The sequence below is a fragment of the Salmonella sp. A7 genome (assembly GCF_020181675.1).
Taxonomy (GTDB): Bacteria; Pseudomonadota; Gammaproteobacteria; order Enterobacterales; family Enterobacteriaceae; genus Salmonella; species Salmonella enterica.
Map to the genome: position 1 here is coordinate 3,325,022 of NZ_CP084001.1, position 18,339 is coordinate 3,343,360.

The window sequence follows — 18,339 nt, forward strand, 5'->3', positions numbered from 1 at the left end:
TCCTGATATGATTTCCGGCAATACCGGGAGAATTATTCAATGGGCAGAGATGTGGTGTACTTAATCTGTTCCATCGCAAAACTGGAGGTGACGTCTGACAGTCCCGGGACGCTATTGACCAGACGTTTATAGAAGTCGTCATACCGCTTCATGTCGGCCACCTGAACTCGCATCAGATAGTCGTATTCCCCCGCCATCCGCCAGAAGCCAAGCACTTCCGGCATCTCAGAGACGACGGTCACGAACCGACAGTACCATTCACTGCTGTGGTGCTGCGTTTTTATCAACACAAAAGCGGTTAACCCCAGCCCCAGTTTTTCCGGGTCCAGCAGCGCGACCCTGCCAAGCAGGATACCGTCATCTTCCAGGCGTTTAAGCCGCTTCCAGCAAGGCGTTGTCGTCAGATTAACGGCATCCGCCAGCGCCTGCAAAGAGAGGGTACAGTCCTGCTGCAATAAGCAAAGCAGTTTACGGTCAATTTTATCTAACATACCCACTCCATAGAGAATATTTTTCTCCTTATATTGTAATTTAAAGGTCAAATAGCAACAATTTTTTCCGTACTTTTCGCTACTCTTGGCACAAAATGATAAATGGATATTAATGATGAGTAGCAATTGGGTTAAAAATGCCATTAATGAAATTAACGCTGACCACCAGCGCTCAGCGGATACGCATCTTATTCGTTTGCCCCTGTCGGCATTTCCAGGTATCCAGCTTTACCTGAAAGATGAAAGCACGCATCCCACCGGTAGCCTCAAGCATCGCCTGGCGCGCTCGCTGTTCCTTTATGGGCTGTGCAATGGCTGGATTAAAGAAGGCACTCCGATTATTGAAGCATCATCAGGCTCAACGGCGATTTCCGAAGCCTGGTTCGCGCGTTTACTGGGACTGCCGTTCATCGCCGTCATGCCCGCCTGTACCGCAAAACGTAAAATCGAACAGATTCAATTTTACGGCGGCCACTGTCATTTTGTGGAGAGCGCCTGCGAAATTTATGCCGCCTCCGAGCGGCTGGCGCATGAACTGAACGGTCACTATATGGACCAGTTTACCTACGCAGAACGAGCTACCGACTGGCGGGGCAACAATAATATTGCCGACAGTATTTTCCGCCAGATGCGCAACGAACCCCATCCGGTACCGCGATTTATCGTCATGAGCGCCGGAACGGGCGGAACCTCTGCGACGATTGGGCGCTATATTCGCTGCCAGGGCTATGATACTCAGCTCATGGTGGTGGATCCGGAAAATTCCGTCTTTTTACCTTACTGGCAGGATCGCGACGCTTCATTACGCAGCCCGGTGGGCAGTAAAATTGAAGGAATTGGTCGTCCGCGAGTAGAGCCTTCTTTTATTCCGGATGTCGTAGATGAGATGCTGCGCGTGCCGGACGCCGCCAGCGTTGCCACCGCACACTGGCTGGAAACGCAGCTAGGCCGTAAAGTCGGCGCCTCTACCGGCACGAATATGTGGGGAGCGCTGCAGCTTGCGGCCCGGATGCGCGAGGCTGGAGAAACCGGCGCTATCGTGACGTTATTGTGCGATAGCGGCGATCGCTATCTGGATACCTATTACCATCCGTCCTGGGTTAGCGACCATATCGGCGATTTGACGCCGTGGTCAGCGGCCATCGCAAAATTACTTACCGGCGACTAGAAACAAAAAAAAGCCAGACTGAATGTCTGGCTTGCTGGAAGAGATCTCTCATTCGGGGGAATAAGGTAGATGCGGATTGTCCAGCCAATGCGTCAAAAAGTGTGATACCGCTTGATTACCACAATGTCCGATAACCGAAAGGTGTGGCAGCGCGGCGATAAGCTGCGGCATGGCATTGCCCATAATGAGCCCCCGCCCGACGCTGCCCAGCATTTCCCGATCGTTCATCGCGTCGCCAAACGCCATGCAATCTGCCAGTGAAAGCCCTAAATGATTGCTCAATACCGCCAGCGCCGATCCTTTATTGCACCCCAGCGGTAGCACTTCCAGGCAGTCGACGGCAGAGAAACAGAGGTGCGCGCGTTCTTCCAGCGCCTCATTGAGCTGAATGCGCAAACGGATCAGATCGTCATGATCGCCGCAAAAACAGATCTTCGTCACCTGATGGGCCGGAATGCTTTTTATATCGATAACCTGATAACGAAAACCGCTGTAGACGTGCGCCTGGAGTAGCGCGGGGATCTCCTGGCCTGTAAACCAGCCGTTGTCATTAAACACATGCATACTGGCTCGGGTATCCCAGGCATGGTGCATCACCGTATCGGCAACCTGAGGATCGAGATCCTGACGATGCAGCACGTCGCCTTCCAGCGAGTGAATTCGCGTCCCGTTACCGGTAATAAGATAAGCGTCCAGTGAAAGCGTCCCCAGAATATGCCGCATTTCCAGCACATGACGACCCGTAGCGAATGTCAGAGTGATATCGCGTTCGCGCAGACGCGCCAGCGTGGCGATCGTTTCTCTACCCAAATGGTGATCGGGCATTAATAACGTGCCATCCATATCAAATGCTGCCAGACGGGCCATCTCTTTCTCCACACTGTGACGCGGTTAACTTGTTGTTCAGTATTACCTGAGATATACGGAAGTAATAGTGAACAGATAAAAGGAAGTGTTCCGGGTTTTATGAGGCTACTGAATCGGCTTAATCAATATCAACGCCTCTGGCAGCCTTCCGCCGGGGAAACGCAACATGTCACCGTTAGCGAACTGGCCGAACGCTGTTTTTGTAGCGAGCGCCATCTGCGAACGCTGCTGCGTCAGGCCCAGCAGGCTGGTTGGCTAAGATGGGAGGCGCAGTCCGGGCGCGGGAAACGTGGACGGCTCCAGTTTCTGGTCACGCCGGAATCGCTCCGCACCGCCATGATGGAACAGGCGCTGGAAAAAGGGCAGCAGCTCAACGTACTGGAACTGGCGCAGCTGGCGCCTGGCGAGTTACGGGCGATGCTCCAGCCTTTTATGGGCGGCCAATGGCAAAACGATACGCCGACATTGCGTATTCCCTACTATCGTCCGCTTGATCCGCTGCAGCCGGGTTTCCTGCCAGGACGCGCGGAACAGCATCTCACAGGGCAAGTTTTTTCCGGGTTAACGCGCTTCGACCGCGATAGCCAATATCCTTGCGGGGATCTGGCGCATCACTGGAAGGTTTCCGCCGACGGTTTACGCTGGGATTTTTATATTCGCTCCACGCTGCACTGGCATAATGGCGATGCGGTGGATACCGCGCAGCTACACGAACGCCTGGAAAGACTGCTTACCCTACCCGCGCTAAGCAAATTGTTTATTAGCGTCGCACGGATCGAAGTAACGCATCCTCAGTGCCTGACCTTTCTCCTTCACCGACCTGATTACTGGCTGGCGCATCGTCTGGCGAGCTATTGTAGCGGTCTGGCGCATCCTGACCTGCCGCTTATCGGCACCGGTCCTTTTCGCCTGGCGTTGTTCACGCCGGAACTGGTGCGTCTGGAAAGTCATGACCATTATCACCTCAGCCATCCGCTGCTGAAAGCGATTGAATTCTGGATCACCCCGCAACTGTTTGCCCAAGATCTGGGCACCAGTTGCCGCCATCCGGTGCAGATTGCCATCGGCAAACCGGAAGAGCTGGCGACGCTGAGTCAGGTAAGTAGTGGTATTAGTCTGGGTTTTTGCTATTTAACCCTCAAAAAGGGCTCACGGCTCAACGTACAGCAGGCGCGGCGTCTGATACATATTATCCATCATACTTCGCTGCTGAAAACCTTGCCGGTAGATGAGAACTTGATTATGCCAAGTCAGGGGCTGCTACCCGGCTGGACAATCCCGCAATGGCAGGACGTTGATGAAACGCCATTGCCGAAAAAACTTACCCTGGCGTACCACCTTCCCGTAGAGCTGCATACGATGGCGGAACAGCTTCGACATTACCTGGCGACGCTCGGCTGTGAGTTAACATTGATTTTTCATAATGCCAAAAACTGGGATAACTGCCCTGCGTTGGCGCAAGCGGATCTGATGATGGGCGACAGGCTGATCGGCGAAGCGCCGGAATATACGCTGGAGCAGTGGCTACGTTGCGATCAGATCTGGTCACATGTCCTGGACGCGCCTGCGTTTTCCCATCTGCAGGCTACGCTTGACGCTCTGCAAATTCAGCCCAATGAAAAAGATCGCCGCGCCGCGCTACAACAAGTTTTTGCCAACCTGATGGATGACGCCACACTTACGCCGCTGTTTAATTATCACTATCGCATCAGCGCCCCACCGGGCGTTAACGGCGTTCGACTCACCCCTCGCGGCTGGTTTGAATTTAGCGAAGCCTGGCTTCCGCCGCCTTAGCCGTGAAGAAGCTGGTCGGGATTATCCGTACGCGTTACCATATTGGCTTTCGTCATTGATCAGGATAACTATGAAACGCGCCGTTGTTGTATTTAGTGGAGGTCAGGACTCCACCACTTGTCTGGCGCAAGCGCGGCATCAGTATGATGAAGTGCATTGTGTCACGTTTGATTATGGTCAGCGCCACCGCGCAGAGATTGATGTCGCGCGCGCGCTGGCGTTAAAACTTGGCGCACGCGCGCATAAAGTGCTGGATGTCACTTTGCTGAACGAACTGGCGGTCAGCAGCCTGACGCGGGATAGCATTCCGGTGCCGGACTATGAACCGAACGCTGACGGTATCCCCAATACTTTCGTACCGGGACGCAATATTCTCTTTCTGACGCTGGCGGCGATTTACGCTTATCAGGTCAAAGCCGAGGCGGTGATCACCGGCGTTTGCGAGACCGATTTTTCCGGCTATCCAGACTGTCGCGATGAGTTCGTCAAAGCGCTGAATCACGCGGTGAATCTGGGCATGGCGAAAGATATCCGTTTCGAAACGCCCTTAATGTGGATTGATAAAGCTGAGACCTGGGCGCTGGCCGATTATTGGGGCCAACTGGATTTGGTTCGCGAAGACACGCTGACCTGCTATAACGGCATTAGAGGCGATGGCTGTGGTCATTGCGCGGCCTGTAATCTGCGCGCTAACGGCCTGAATCATTATCTGTCGAATAAAGCGGCGGTGATGGCGGCAATGAAGCAAAAAACCGGGTTAAGGTGATTGTTTTGCCGGATGGCGGCGCACGTGCCTTATCCGGCCTGGCGATATTCACCATGGTCAATATCGCCAGGCCGGACAAGTTCAACGCCATCAGACAGCGAGGCGTTATTGCACCATCTGTTCCAGCTTTTCACGCAATTCGCCTTCCAGCGGCAGCGCTTTTTGCGTTTTTAAATCAATACAAACAAACGTGATGAGCGCATCAGCCACCACCTGACCTTCTGGTTCCAGCGTAATCGTCTGGCTTAATACGCCGCTTTTACCGTTAAGCTGTTGTACCTGGCTGGTCACGGTCAGTAGATCGCTCAATACCGCCGGGCGACGGTAATTTATGTTGATGTTTACCACCACAAAAGCAATATTGCGGGCCGTCATCCACTGAAAGCTGTCGCTGTTTTCCAGCCCATCCCAACGGGCCTCTTCCAGAAACTCCAGATAGCGGGCATTATTAACATGTTGATAAACATCAAGATGATATCCACGGACTTTGATTTGTGTTTGCATAGCGCAATAACCTTACGTTGTTGTTATAAGTAAACGACAAGTACAGAGGTCATAACTGGTATGACCTCTACAGTCTGGCAAATTTTTGCCACTGTGCAAGTGATTACAATGTTAAAACTGCCAGATTACGCTCCACCAGCGCGCTTCCCATTCCCGGCACCTGCTTTAAATCATCCACCGTTTTAAAAGGACCATACTCCTCCCGATAGCTCACAATAGCCTGCGCTTTTTTCAGCCCAACGCCGTTCATCACCCGCGCCAGATCCTCCGCAGACGCGGTATTAATGCTCACCCTGGTACCTTCATCATCGCTGGCTTTAGCAGGTAATGCCGCTTTGGCGGAGGATGAAGAAGGCGTATCCGCTTTTGTTTCCACCGCTGCATTTTTTGCGACAGGCGTCGCCGCCAGTGCGCTATGGGCCATGCCCGCGCAGGTTAAAGAAAGTGTAATAAGCAGTGCTTTAATTCCGTGTTTCATACTGTTTTCTCCTTGTTTGTTAACAGTGCAGCCACGATAGCGGGACGGAGAAAAACGAACAAACGGCAATTTTCAGAAATGGAAAAGGCCGCGAAAGCGGCCTTTGTGGGATACAACATTTTGCAATTTTTTGCGAAGCGCCTCGACGATTACTGCTGTTCCAGAGCATCGCCGATTTTGATTTTCGCCTCTTTACGCAGATTGCTCATCAGCGCCTCAAAGACAATTTGCGCATTGTTCTGCGTGATGCCCTGCACCATCGCTTTTTTCTGCGCTTCCGGCATGGCGCCCGCTTTCACCTCGTCAAACGCCAGCAGAACGACGTTACCCTGCATATCGTTCGCCACGCCATAAACTGGCTTATCTTTCGTCGGAAGGCTTAACGCAAAGGCCGCCTGACTCACCGGATCCTGACTGGTACGACTTAACGTTTTAGGCTCGCCAAAACTCAGACCCGCCGCTTTCATTGCTTCCGCGCCTTTGCCCGCTTTCAGCTCGACCAGCAGTTTTTCCGCATCCAGCTTCGCCTGTTGTTCCGCTTTGTTATGCTTCACCAGGGCAGTGACCTGTTCTTTCACTTCTGCCAACGGTTTCACGGCTTCAGGTTTATGTTCACTCACGCGCACGACAAAAGCCCGGTCGCCATCTACGGTGATAATGTCTGAATTCGGCCCCGGCGTACCATTTTCGCCCACCAGACCGCCATTAAAGATAGCATCGGCTACCGGTTTGAAGTTCAGCTCTTCCGGTAAGGTGTCACGGCTAAACCAGCCGGTTTCAACGGCTTTTACGCCAGCGACCTGTTCAGCGCCTGCTAACGACTCATTGTCGTTGCTTGCCGCATCGCTCACCTTCTGCTGCAACGCATAGTAAGCATCCAGCGCTTTTTCTTGTTTCACTTTCGCGGCAATGTCGTCGCGAACCTCGCTTAACGGTTTCACTTTGGCAGGCTGAATATCATCCAGACGCGCCACCAGAAAACCGACAGACGACTTAATCACGCCAGATATCTGGCCTTTTTCTTTTAATCCGGCGTTTTTCAGTTCCGGCACCGTGGCAGACTCTTCCAGCCAGCCCATATCGCCACCATTACGCGCAGAGATGATATCGGTAGATTTCTCTTTCGCCAGCGTGGCGAAATCTTCGCCCTTGTTCAGCGCATCCAGTACCGCTTTCGCATCATCTTCCGTTTTGGTCTGAATAATGCTGTAACGAATGCGCTCCGGCTGAGTAAACTGATCTACATGCTGGTCATAATAGGCCTGAATATCCGCATCGCTGACCGGTGCCTGCATCGTCGCGGCATCCAGTTTGATATAGCTTACGCGGAACTGTTCCGGCGTCATAAAGCGGGCTTTATTCTGATCGTAGTAGCTGGACACTTCCTGATCGGTCACCTGCTGCTTCGCCGCCAGCGCGTTGACATCAATAACGGCTTCACGCACCACGCGCTGTTGAGAGACTAATGCCGCCAGTTCGTCGGTTTCCCCTTTCAGCATAAAATCAGTACCGGCCACGCCGTTGATCAGTTGCTGAGTGGTAAGCTGGTTACGCAGCGCCTGAGCATACTGATCGGCCGTCATTCCCATCTGATTCACAATCGCGTTATAGCGGTTGTTGTCAAACTTACCGTCCACCTGAAAAGCGGGAGTGGCGAAAATCGCCTGCTTTACCTGCTCATCGCTGATGCCCAGTTTCAGTTCGCGGGAATATTGATCCAACAGCGCTTCATCTATCAGACGATTCAGCACCTGCTGGCGCAGGCTTTTCATATAACCTTCGTTGGCCGCCAGTTCAGAATACCTGTCGCCCAACTGCTGCTGCATACGGTTACGTTCGTTATTAAACGCATTCTCAAACTGTGCCCGGCTGATTTCCTGGCCATTCACTTTTGCGGCGTAGTTATTGCTTCCGCCAATCAGGTAACCACTAACGCCGGTCAAAATGAACGATACGATAATGAGAACGAAAATAATCTTGAGCACGAGACTGTTTGCAGCCGTGCGTAAGCTGTCCATCATGGTGTAACCACACTCCGCTGTAGGTGACTTTACACTTTATCTTTCAGGCGGCTTCTCTGCTGGCTACCGAGTGATTCGCTCAGTTGCCGCGTCGACGCAACCTGAATGATTTGCGTATATAGACTTCACGCGCATCGCATTTTCTGAACGCGGCGCGCAAAAGCCTATTGTGACAAGAAACGAGGGCAATTGTCAGCCCGCAACGCGCAGAAAGTCCCGAATCGTCAATAAAAAAGGCACATCAGTTGATGCGCCCTTGTACTTTGTCACATCCCCCGAGGGGATCACGCTTAGTTTACCGCGTCTTTCAGCGCTTTACCTGCACGGAAACTCGGCACTTTGGCTGCGGCGATGGTGATCTCTTTACCTGTTTGCGGGTTGCGACCAGTACGGGCAGCACGCTCTTTAACAGCAAAAGTACCAAAGCCTACCAGTGCAACGTCATCCCCTTCTTTCAGAGATTCGGTAACAGAAGCAATAATCGCGTCTAACGCACGTCCAGCCGCAGCCTTAGAGATATCAGCCCCTGCAGCAATTTTTTCGATCAGTTGAGATTTATTCACTCTTCTCTTCCTCTTTATAATTTATATCGCACCTGAATCCTTCGAAGTACGACCGCGCAGCAGTTATATCAGGCCTGCCACGCCCTTACAACACCCGTTAATGGTGGCAGACCCAATCAACCATCTAAATTAGCTATACAAAAAAAGGCTGGCAAGTCCGAAATAGCCTGCCAGCCCTGTTTTTATTAGCGCTATTTGCGCGAGGTCACTATTTTGCGGTTACAACCTGCATTCCAGACGGTTCGTTTTGCAGAGCAAGCGTCAGAACTTCCTCAATACGCTTAACCGGGTGAATATCCAGATCGGCAATCACGTTGTCCGGAATTTCCTCCAGGTCACGTTTATTTTCGAATGGAATTAAGACCGTTTTAATCCCGCCGCGATGCGCCGCCAACAGTTTTTCTTTCAGGCCGCCGATCGGCAACACCTGACCGCGCAGCGTGATCTCACCGGTCATTGCCACATCTGCGCGCACCGGATTACCGGTCAGGCAGGAAACCAGCGCGGTACACATCGCGATACCGGCACTTGGACCGTCTTTCGGCGTTGCGCCTTCCGGCACGTGAACGTGGATATCGCGTTTTTCGTAAAAGTCCGGATTAATACCCAGTTTTTCCGCGCGCGCGCGCACCACGGTCAGCGCCGCCTGAATGGATTCCTGCATCACTTCACCGAGCGAACCGGTGTAGGTCAGCTTGCCTTTGCCCGGTACGCAGGCGGTTTCGATGGTCAACAGATCGCCGCCCACTTCCGTCCACGCCAACCCCGTCACCTGACCTACGCGGTTTTCGCTATCCGCGCGGCCATAATCAAAGCGCTGCACACCGAGGTAGTCGTGCAGATTATCGCCGTTAATTTCGATATGTTTTAACGACTTATCGAGCAACAGTTGTTTAACCGCTTTGCGGCACAGTTTGGAGATTTCACGCTCCAGACTACGCACGCCCGCTTCACGCGTGTAATAGCGAATAATACCGATAATCGCGCTATCGTCGACCGTCAGTTCGCCTTTCTTCAGCGCGTTACGCTCGATCTGCTTCGGCAGCAGGTGACGTTTAGCAATATTCAGCTTCTCGTCTTCGGTATAACCGGACAGACGGATCACTTCCATACGATCCAGCAGCGGCGCCGGAATGTTCATGGAGTTGGAGGTGGCGACGAACATCACATCGCTGAGATCGTAATCCACTTCCAGGTAATGATCGCTGAACGCCACGTTCTGCTCTGGATCCAGCACTTCCAGCAGTGCGGAAGCCGGATCGCCGCGCATGTCCGAGGACATTTTGTCGATCTCATCGAGCAGGAACAGTGGGTTTTTAACCCCCACTTTGGCCATTTTTTGGATCAGTTTGCCCGGCATAGAGCCAATGTAAGTCCGGCGATGACCGCGGATTTCCGCTTCATCACGCACGCCGCCCAGCGCCATACGGATGTATTTACGCCCTGTTGCTTTAGCGATGGACTGGCCCAACGAGGTTTTACCTACCCCCGGCGGCCCCACCAGACACAGGATCGGCCCCTTGATTTTATTTACACGGCTTTGAACCGCGAGATACTCAAGGATGCGGTCTTTCACGCGCTCCAGACCATAATGGTCAGTATCGAGGATTTCCTGCGCCTGACGCAGGTCTTTTTTGACCTTGCTACGCGCATTCCACGGCACCTGCACCATCCAGTCGATGTAGCCGCGCACCACGGTCGCTTCCGCCGACATCGGAGACATCATTTTCAGCTTCTGCAGTTCCGCTTCCGCTTTCTCTTTCGCCTCTTTCGGCATTTTCGCCGCGTCGATCTTACGCTTCAGCGCTTCGTTTTCGTCCGGCGCGTCGTCCATCTCGCCAAGTTCTTTCTGAATCGCTTTCATTTGCTCGTTCAGATAGTACTCGCGCTGGGATTTCTCCATCTGCTTTTTCACGCGGTTGCGAATGCGTTTCTCAACCTGCAGCAGATCGATTTCAGATTCCATCATCGCCATCAGATATTCCAGACGTTCGTTAACGTCGGACATCTCCAGTACGGACTGTTTATCCGCCAGTTTCAGCGGCATATGCGCGGCGATGGTGTCAGCCAGACGTGCAGGGTCGTCAATGCTATTGAGTGACGTCAGCACTTCCGGCGGAATTTTTTTGTTCAGCTTGATGTAGCCTTCGAACTGGCTGATAGCGGTACGCACCAGCACTTCTTGTTCTCGCTCATCAATGGCTGGCGAATCAAGGTACTCCGCCTTCGCGGAGAAATGTTCGCCGTTGTCAGACAGCGCGGAAATACGCGCGCGCTGTAACCCCTCGACCAGCACTTTTACGGTGCCGTCAGGCAGTTTCAACATCTGCAAAATAGAGGCCACGGTCCCGACGGTGAAAAGATCGTTTACACCCGGCTCATCCGTTGATGCTTCCTTCTGGGCGACCAGCATGATTTTTTTATCATGGTCCATAGCCGCTTCCAGACAACGGATAGATTTTTCCCGCCCTACAAATAAGGGTATGACCATGTGCGGATAAACCACCACATCGCGCAAGGGCAATACGGGGATTTCAATGCGTTCAGAACGCTCAGGATTCATAGAGCTCTCTCTTAGTTTAGTGTCCGCCAGGTAATCAGATAGTATAGCTGTGCTCCATACCACCTATAACATGTACGTCAGTATATGGGGATGTTTCCCACACATTCAACGGCGTGTTTACAGGAAAAACGAAAGGGGAGATAAAATCCCCCCTTTTTTGGCTAACTGATTGTATGAATGTTTAATTATTCGCCAGAAGCCTGCGCTTCCGGTTTGCCGTAAATCAGCAACGGCTTACTCTGACCGGCAATAACGGACTCGTCGATCACCACTTTTTCGACGTCTTCCATAGATGGCAAATCGTACATGGTATCCAGCAGCGCCGCTTCGACGATAGAACGCAGGCCACGGGCGCCGGTTTTACGCGCCATTGCTTTCCTGGCGATAGCGTCCAGCGCTTCGTCACGGAATTCCAGATCGACGCCTTCCAGGTTAAACAGCGCCTGATACTGCTTGGTCAGCGCATTTTTCGGCTCTTTCAGGATTTGAATCAGCGCTTCTTCGCTGAGTTCGTTCAGCGTCGCCACCACTGGCAGACGACCGATAAACTCAGGAATCAGACCAAATTTGATCAAATCTTCCGGTTCAACCTGCGACAACAGCTCGCCTTCGCTGGCTTTGTCGGACTTCGCTTTCACCGTCGCGCCAAAACCAATGCCGGAGCCGGTTTCAACACGGTTAGCGATCACTTTATCCAGACCGGCAAACGCGCCGCCGCAGATAAACAGAATCTTAGAGGTATCTACCTGTAAGAATTCCTGCTGCGGATGTTTGCGACCGCCCTGCGGTGGAACCGCGGCGACGGTGCCTTCGATCAGTTTCAGCAACGCCTGCTGTACGCCTTCGCCGGAAACGTCGCGGGTAATGGACGGATTGTCTGATTTACGCGAAATCTTATCGATTTCATCAATGTAGACAATCCCACGCTGCGCTTTTTGCACGTCGTAGTCGCATTTCTGCAACAGTTTCTGAATGATATTCTCGACGTCTTCACCCACGTAACCCGCTTCGGTCAGCGTGGTCGCATCCGCCATAGTGAACGGCACATCCAGCAAGCGCGCCAGCGTTTCCGCCAGCAGCGTTTTACCGGAACCGGTCGGTCCAATCAGCAGAATGTTGCTTTTGCCTAACTCGACGCCATTGCTGGTATCGCCGTTACGCAGACGCTTGTAGTGGTTATAGACCGCCACCGCCAGCACTTTTTTCGCCTGCTCCTGGCCGATAACGTAATCGTCCAGGTGAGTACGAATTTCATGCGGCGTCGGCAGCGCACTACGTTCACGGTGCGGAGCAACTTCTTTAATTTCTTCGCGAATAATGTCGTTACATAAATCGACGCATTCGTCGCAGATATACACGGATGGACCGGCAATCAGCTTGCGCACTTCATGCTGGCTTTTGCCGCAAAAAGAGCAGTACAACAATTTGCCCGAGCCATCTTTGCGTTTATCTGTCATGAGTCAAAACCTCTTCTTTGTTCTTTGTGCCGCACACGACGACGCAAATGCCATTCTCAGGCGCAAGCCGCTAATCAGCGTTGTGCCGCCCTTCATTAGTATATACACAAAATCATTCGAGCTACATCAAGGCGGCAACTCAGCGACTCCCCACGCGCTTACATAAGTAAGTCACCGGGAGGCGCGCTGGCAGCCAACACCGAGGTAGCGTGAAGGATGAAGTGTATAGCGGCACACTTGCGTCCAGGGCATCAATTACGATGGGTCAAAATTGAGTCAACCAAACCGTACTCTACCGCTTCAGGCGCGGAGAGGAAGCGATCGCGCTCAGTATCACGTTCAATCTGCTCAAGAGATTGACCCGTATGATGCGCCATAAGTTCATTCATGCGCCCTTTTACTTTCAAAATTTCGCGGGCGTGAATTTCAATATCCGTCGCCTGGCCCTGGTAGCCGCCCAGCGGCTGGTGGATCATGACGCGAGAGTTCGGCAAGCAGAAACGTTTGCCTTTCGCCCCGGCAGTCAGCAAAAACGCCCCCATAGAGGCCGCCTGTCCCATACAAATGGTGCTGACGTCTGGCTTAATAAACTGCATGGTGTCATAGATGGACATCCCCGCAGTAATTACGCCGCCAGGAGAATTAATGTACAGATAGATATCTTTTTCCGGGTTTTCCGCTTCCAGGAACAGCATCTGCGCCACGATCAAGTTAGCCATATGGTCTTCGACCTGGCCGGTCAGAAATATGACGCGTTCCTTAAGTAGACGAGAATAGATATCAAAAGAGCGCTCACCGCGTGAGGTCTGTTCAATGACCATCGGCACCAGCGCCATATGAGGGGCCAAATTATCTCGTTCTCCGCTGTATGACATTTCCGTCTCCTGGATAAAAATTGAAAAAACCTGCTGTACTGATTGTAACCTGATGGACGGATTATCAGCCAGTCCCTCTGTAATGGGTACGGCATCGCCATAATTCAAGCATAACAATCTTTTGCTCTAACGCTAACACTGAAACGCGGTTTTCGCACCCTTACCATGCAAAATGCGTGACAAAAAAAAACCCGTCACTGAAAGGTGACGGGTTTTTGTGCAAATTTCGTGCTTTTAACGCGAAAAATTACGCTTGCTGGTTCATCAGCTCATTGAAGGAAGTGGCTTTTTCAGACACTTTCGCTTTTGCCAGAACCGCTTCAACAGCCTGTTCTTCCAGAGCGACGTTACGCATATTGTCCATCAGCTCTTTATTTTTGCTGTAGAACTCAATCACTTCTTTCGGATCTTCGTAAGCAGACGCCATCTCTTCGATCAGGCCTTTAACGCGTTCTTCGTCCGCTTTCAGCTCGTTGGTACGAATGACTTCGCCGAGCAGCAGACCTACAACTACACGACGCTTAGCCTGTTCTTCGAACAGTTCGCGCGGCAGCTCCAGAGCCTGTTTCTCGTTACCACCAAAACGCTGCGCAGCCTGACGACGCAGAACGTCGATTTCGCTGTCGATCAGCGCAGACGGTACGTCGATGTCGTTAGCTTTTACCAGACCTTCGATCGCCTGAGACTTAACGCGGTTACGTACCGCGCCTTTCAGCTCGCGCTCCATGTTTTTACGCACTTCAGCGCGCAGACCGGCTACGGAACCATCTTCAACGCCGAAACGTTTGATGAATTCTTCGGTCAGTTCCGGCAGTTCGCGTTCTTCAACTTTCTTCAGGTTGATAACGAACTTAGCCGCTTTACCTTTCAGGTTTTCAGCATGGTACTCTTCCGGGAAGGTCACATCGATAGTGAACTCTTCGCCAGCTTTGTGGCCTTTAACGCCGTCTTCAAAGCCCGGAATCATACGCCCCTGGCCCATCGCCAGAACGAAATCGGTCGCTTTGCCGCCTTCGAACTCTTCGCCGTCTACAGAGCCGGTGAAGTCGATGGTCACGCGGTCTTCCGCATCAGCAGCGCCGTCTTTTTCTTTCCAGGTCGCCTGCTGCTTACGCAGGGTGTCCAGCATCACATCAACGTCAGCGTCGGTGACTTCAACAACCGGTTTTTCAACTTCGATGGACTCGAGGCCGGTCAGTTCAACTTCCGGATAGACTTCAAACTCGACGGAGTAAGTGAAGTCTTCACCCACTTTGTATTCGCCCGGAACATAGTTCGGCGCGCCTGCCGGGTTAATTTTTTCTTTGATGATCGCGTCAACGAAGTTGCGGCTCATCAGATCGCCCAGCACGTCCTGGCGAACAGAAGCGCCATAACGCTGAGCGACGATATTCATCGGTACTTTGCCTTTACGGAAGCCGTCAATACGTACTTTTTTCGCTACGTTGACCAGCTCGCTTTTTACAGCGGTCTCGATGCTGTCAGCAGCGATTGTAATCGTTACACGGCGGCCAAGGCCCTGAGTGGTTTCAACTGAAACTTGCATCTTGTTACCTCAAAAAATCACAGTGCTCGGTCAACTCTACTCCGCAAGCACGTGCTATTTGCTTCGCGGAACCGGGATGTTCTCATAATCAATCACATTCCCTGTCGTCAGAATCATCCCGAAGACGTTCATATATAAGACGGCGCATTATAGCGGCATCACTTTTGTGAGTCGAGAACGGTGATTGTGCGATGCTGCGGCGGTTTTCACAATTCTCGGCTAATTTTTGTCTGAATACTGTACGACATGCTCAAAATTCAGACAAAACAAAACGGCCCGCAGGCCGTTTTCACATAATTCTGTAGCAACATACTGGAAAAGCGGAGGTAGTTGCAAATCCGTTTTGCTACGCGATGCTTCCCGCGCCGCGACAAGGAGGCGACGCGAAGATAGTATCCTGCAATCCTTCCCACTCTTTGAGGGTATAAGTATGCAGTGCCAGCGCATGTACGGTTGTGGAAAGTTCCGCCGTTAACGTACCGTAAATCATCCGATGACGATTAAGAAAACGTTCGCCTGTAAAGCGATCGCTCACCAGCACGACCTTAAAATGGCTTTCCGATCCTGCTGGAACATTGTGACGATAGCTTTCATCCACAACTTCGAGAAACACGGGGTCGAACGCTGTCCTTAATTTTTCTTCTATTTGCTCACGTATCATCATGAAAATCTCCTCCGACAACGCTGTGATGTCACCCATCCCTTTAAATACTAGCCGCTTTTACCGTTTCCATTACAGCATGACAACAAAAATTTAGCTTTCGTCTGATTATTTCAGCCAAACGTATGAAGTTTACTGCCTTAATCATTCTTTTAGCGCTCAAAATCCCCGCTCGCGCCGTTATCAATACCAAATCGGACATTACGACGAATTTACCTGCGTTGACCACTTCCCCTCGCCGTTAGCGGTGTTATGATGGCGGGAATTTTTACCTATCACGTTTTAAGCGTCATTGAGAGCCTGAATATGTTAAAAAAACTTCTCTTTCCGTTAGTCGCTCTGTTTATGCTGGCAGGATGCGCCACACCGCCGACGACCATTGACGTCGCGCCGAAGATCACCTTGCCACAGCAGGATCCGAGCCTGATGGGCGTCACCGTTAGCATTACCGGCGCGGACCAACGCCAGGATCAAGCGTTAGCGAAAGTCACGCGTAACAACCAGCTGGTAACGTTAACCGCCTCCCGCGATTTACGCTTCCTGTTACAAGAAGTCCTGGAAAAACAGATGACGGCGCGGGGCTATATGATCGGGCCTAACGGCGCGGTTAATCTGCAGATTATTGTTAACCAACTGTATGCTGATGTTTCCCAGGGCAGCGTGCGCTACAACATCGCGACCAAAGCGGATATCGCGATTATTGCGACCGCGGCAAATGGCAACAAGATGACCAAAAACTATCGCGCCAACTACTCTATTGAAGGGGCATTCCAGGCCTCTAACCAGAATATTGCCGACGCGGTGAACAGTGTTCTGACCGATACTATCGCTGATATGTCTCAGGACACCAGTATTCACGATTTTATCAAGCAAAACGCCCGTTAATAGCAACAACAAGACCCGGCAGAAGCCGGGTCTGTAGATGCCTATGTCAAGTCAATATTTACGTATTTTCCAGCAACCGCGTTCAGCCATTCTGCTGATATTGGGTTTTGCCTCCGGCCTCCCGCTGGCGCTCACCTCCGGTACGCTACAGGCGTGGATGACCGTCGAGAATATCGATCTTAAAACGATTGGCTTCTTCTCGCTGGTTGGTCAGGCCTATGTGTTTAAGTTTCTCTGGTCCCCGCTGATGGACCGCTACACGCCGCCTTTTTTAGGTCGTCGTCGCGGTTGGTTACTCGCCACCCAACTGTTGTTACTGGCGGCGATTGCGGCGATGGGCTTTCTTGAACCCGGCACGCAGCTACGCTGGATGGCGGCGCTGGCGGTGGTGATTGCTTTTTGCTCCGCCTCGCAGGATATCGTGTTCGACGCCTGGAAAACCGATGTTTTACCCGCAGAAGAACGCGGCGCTGGCGCGGCAATCAGCGTGCTTGGCTACCGGTTGGGGATGCTGGTTTCCGGCGGACTGGCGCTATGGCTGGCCGATCGCTGGCTCGGCTGGCAGGGCATGTACTGGCTGATGGCGGCATTGCTGATCCCCTGCATTATCGCCACCTTACTGGCGCCGGAACCGACCGATAGTATCCCGTCCCCGAAATCGCTGGAACAGGCCGTCGTCGCGCCGCTACGCGATTTCTTTGGCCGTAATAACGCCTGGCTGATTTTACTGCTCATTGTGCTTTATAAACTGGGTGACGCCTTCGCCATGAGCCTGACCACCACCTTTTTGATTCGCGGCGTCGGCTTTGACGCCGGCGAAGTCGGCGTGGTCAATAAAACGCTGGGCCTGTTGGCGACAATCGTCGGCGCGTTATACGGCGGCATATTAATGCAGCGTCTTTCGCTGTTTCGCGCGCTGCTGATTTTCGGCATTTTGCAAGGCGCGTCCAACGCCGGTTACTGGTTGCTCTCCATTACCGATAAAAACATGTTCAGCATGGGCGCGGCGGTCTTTTTCGAAAATCTGTGCGGCGGGATGGGTACTGCCGCCTTTGTCGCCTTATTAATGACGCTATGTAATAAGTCGTTTTCCGCAACACAGTTTGCCCTACTGTCGGCCCTCTCCGCAGTAGGCCGCGTTTATGTTGGTCCTGTAGCGGGCTGGTTCGTTGAAGCGCACGGCTGGCCGACATTCTACCTCTTCTCGGTTGTCGCCGCCGTTCCCGGGCTGTTACTGTTGCTGGTCTGTCGGCAAACGCTGGAATATAGCTGGCAGAGCGAGCGTTTCATTCCCCGCACGCAATACCGTGGCGCCTACAATTTCGCGCTTTCAATCCTGCTCGCGGGCGTCGCTTTGCTGGCGGTATGGGTACTCCTGCTGACCATGAACGCGGTGGATTACACCAACTTCTCATTCCTGCCCGGATTGCTTGAGACCGCGGTAGTGGTTGCCGTGTGCGGCATTGTCTTTGGCGGGTTGCTGGACTACCTGGCGCTACGAAAAACACGCCTGCTCTAAAACATTATTTGCCGTTGTAATAACGACCCGGAATTATAACGGCTAAATAACCATCAATTGATAAAAAATATATTTGTCTTTTTGTGCGCAACAGAATTTTGGAAATTATTGGTAATTTCTACGCTACCTATTTTCTTTACACGATTCAGCCGATTAAATTTAAATTTCCGCCGTTGATTGT

16 protein-coding genes are annotated in these 18,339 nt (G+C 52.2%); 5 read left to right on the top strand and 11 right to left on the bottom strand.

Annotated elements, in window-relative coordinates; translation table 11 throughout:
• Positions 1 to 32: 32 nt before the first annotated feature.
• Positions 33 to 491: a DNA-binding transcriptional regulator DecR gene (gene decR, locus LCS67_RS16345; protein WP_000884593.1), complete on the bottom strand. Its 459-nt coding sequence runs from the start codon at positions 489 to 491 to the stop codon at positions 33 to 35.
• Between the two features lie 112 nt (positions 492 to 603).
• Between decR and cdsH the strand changes: the two genes are divergently transcribed.
• Positions 604 to 1,659 carry a cysteine desulfhydrase gene (gene cdsH, locus LCS67_RS16350; RefSeq protein ID WP_000987850.1) on the top strand — a complete coding sequence of 352 codons (1,056 nt, stop codon included), beginning with the start codon at positions 604 to 606 and terminating at the stop codon, positions 1,657 to 1,659.
• Between the two features lie 48 nt (positions 1,660 to 1,707).
• Here the strand turns inward: cdsH and cof are convergent, their stop codons facing one another.
• A complete protein-coding gene (cof, locus tag LCS67_RS16355; protein WP_000113030.1) occupies positions 1,708 to 2,526 on the bottom strand; it encodes an HMP-PP phosphatase in 819 nt (272 codons plus the stop codon).
• A 99-nt stretch (positions 2,527 to 2,625) separates the two neighbouring features.
• Here cof and LCS67_RS16360 point away from each other — a divergent pair, with 99 nt between their 5' ends.
• A complete protein-coding gene (locus LCS67_RS16360; RefSeq protein WP_001238183.1) occupies positions 2,626 to 4,320 on the top strand; it encodes an SgrR family transcriptional regulator in 1,695 nt (564 codons plus the stop codon).
• A 70-nt stretch (positions 4,321 to 4,390) separates the two neighbouring features.
• Positions 4,391 to 5,086, top strand: coding sequence for a 7-cyano-7-deazaguanine synthase QueC (gene queC, locus LCS67_RS16365; RefSeq protein ID WP_023262843.1), 696 nt, complete (start codon positions 4,391 to 4,393; stop codon positions 5,084 to 5,086).
• A gap of 105 nt (positions 5,087 to 5,191) precedes the next feature.
• On the opposite strand, the gene fadM is transcribed toward queC, so the two are convergent.
• From fadM to bolA, 9 genes are all read right to left on the bottom strand, one after another.
• The gene (gene fadM / locus LCS67_RS16370) at positions 5,192 to 5,590 is read right to left on the bottom strand and encodes a long-chain acyl-CoA thioesterase FadM (protein WP_001194543.1); all 399 of its coding nucleotides are present in this window, start codon (positions 5,588 to 5,590) and stop codon (positions 5,192 to 5,194) included.
• 103 nt (positions 5,591 to 5,693) lie between these two features.
• Positions 5,694 to 6,068 carry a helix-hairpin-helix domain-containing protein gene (locus LCS67_RS16375; protein ID WP_000680322.1) on the bottom strand — a complete coding sequence of 125 codons (375 nt, stop codon included), beginning with the start codon at positions 6,066 to 6,068 and terminating at the stop codon, positions 5,694 to 5,696.
• Positions 6,069 to 6,217: 149 nt separating this feature from the next.
• Positions 6,218 to 8,089, bottom strand: coding sequence for a peptidylprolyl isomerase (gene ppiD, locus LCS67_RS16380; RefSeq protein ID WP_023197727.1), 1,872 nt, complete (start codon positions 8,087 to 8,089; stop codon positions 6,218 to 6,220).
• A 290-nt stretch (positions 8,090 to 8,379) separates the two neighbouring features.
• A complete protein-coding gene (gene hupB / locus LCS67_RS16385; RefSeq protein WP_254888479.1) occupies positions 8,380 to 8,670 on the bottom strand; it encodes a nucleoid-associated protein HU-beta in 291 nt (96 codons plus the stop codon).
• Positions 8,671 to 8,860: 190 nt separating this feature from the next.
• The gene (lon, locus tag LCS67_RS16390) at positions 8,861 to 11,215 is read right to left on the bottom strand and encodes an endopeptidase La (protein WP_001067723.1); all 2,355 of its coding nucleotides are present in this window, start codon (positions 11,213 to 11,215) and stop codon (positions 8,861 to 8,863) included.
• Positions 11,216 to 11,400: 185 nt separating this feature from the next.
• Positions 11,401 to 12,672 carry an ATP-dependent protease ATP-binding subunit ClpX gene (gene clpX / locus LCS67_RS16395; protein ID WP_000130314.1) on the bottom strand — a complete coding sequence of 424 codons (1,272 nt, stop codon included), beginning with the start codon at positions 12,670 to 12,672 and terminating at the stop codon, positions 11,401 to 11,403.
• Positions 12,673 to 12,923: 251 nt separating this feature from the next.
• The gene (clpP, locus tag LCS67_RS16400) at positions 12,924 to 13,547 is read right to left on the bottom strand and encodes an ATP-dependent Clp endopeptidase proteolytic subunit ClpP (protein WP_000122257.1); all 624 of its coding nucleotides are present in this window, start codon (positions 13,545 to 13,547) and stop codon (positions 12,924 to 12,926) included.
• 247 nt (positions 13,548 to 13,794) lie between these two features.
• The gene (tig, locus tag LCS67_RS16405; RefSeq protein ID WP_001198406.1) at positions 13,795 to 15,093 is read right to left on the bottom strand and encodes a trigger factor; all 1,299 of its coding nucleotides are present in this window, start codon (positions 15,091 to 15,093) and stop codon (positions 13,795 to 13,797) included.
• A gap of 346 nt (positions 15,094 to 15,439) precedes the next feature.
• A complete protein-coding gene (gene bolA, locus LCS67_RS16410) occupies positions 15,440 to 15,757 on the bottom strand; it encodes a transcriptional regulator BolA (RefSeq protein ID WP_000973433.1) in 318 nt (105 codons plus the stop codon).
• Positions 15,758 to 16,060: 303 nt separating this feature from the next.
• On the opposite strand from bolA, the gene LCS67_RS16415 reads away from it, so the two are divergent.
• Both LCS67_RS16415 and ampG read left to right on the top strand, forming a co-directional pair.
• On the top strand, positions 16,061 to 16,639 hold the full coding sequence (locus LCS67_RS16415) for a lipoprotein (RefSeq protein WP_001539323.1): 579 nt from the start codon (positions 16,061 to 16,063) through the stop codon (positions 16,637 to 16,639).
• A 43-nt stretch (positions 16,640 to 16,682) separates the two neighbouring features.
• Positions 16,683 to 18,158, top strand: coding sequence for a muropeptide MFS transporter AmpG (gene ampG, locus LCS67_RS16420; RefSeq protein WP_000098467.1), 1,476 nt, complete (start codon positions 16,683 to 16,685; stop codon positions 18,156 to 18,158).
• Positions 18,159 to 18,339 lie beyond the last annotated feature (181 nt).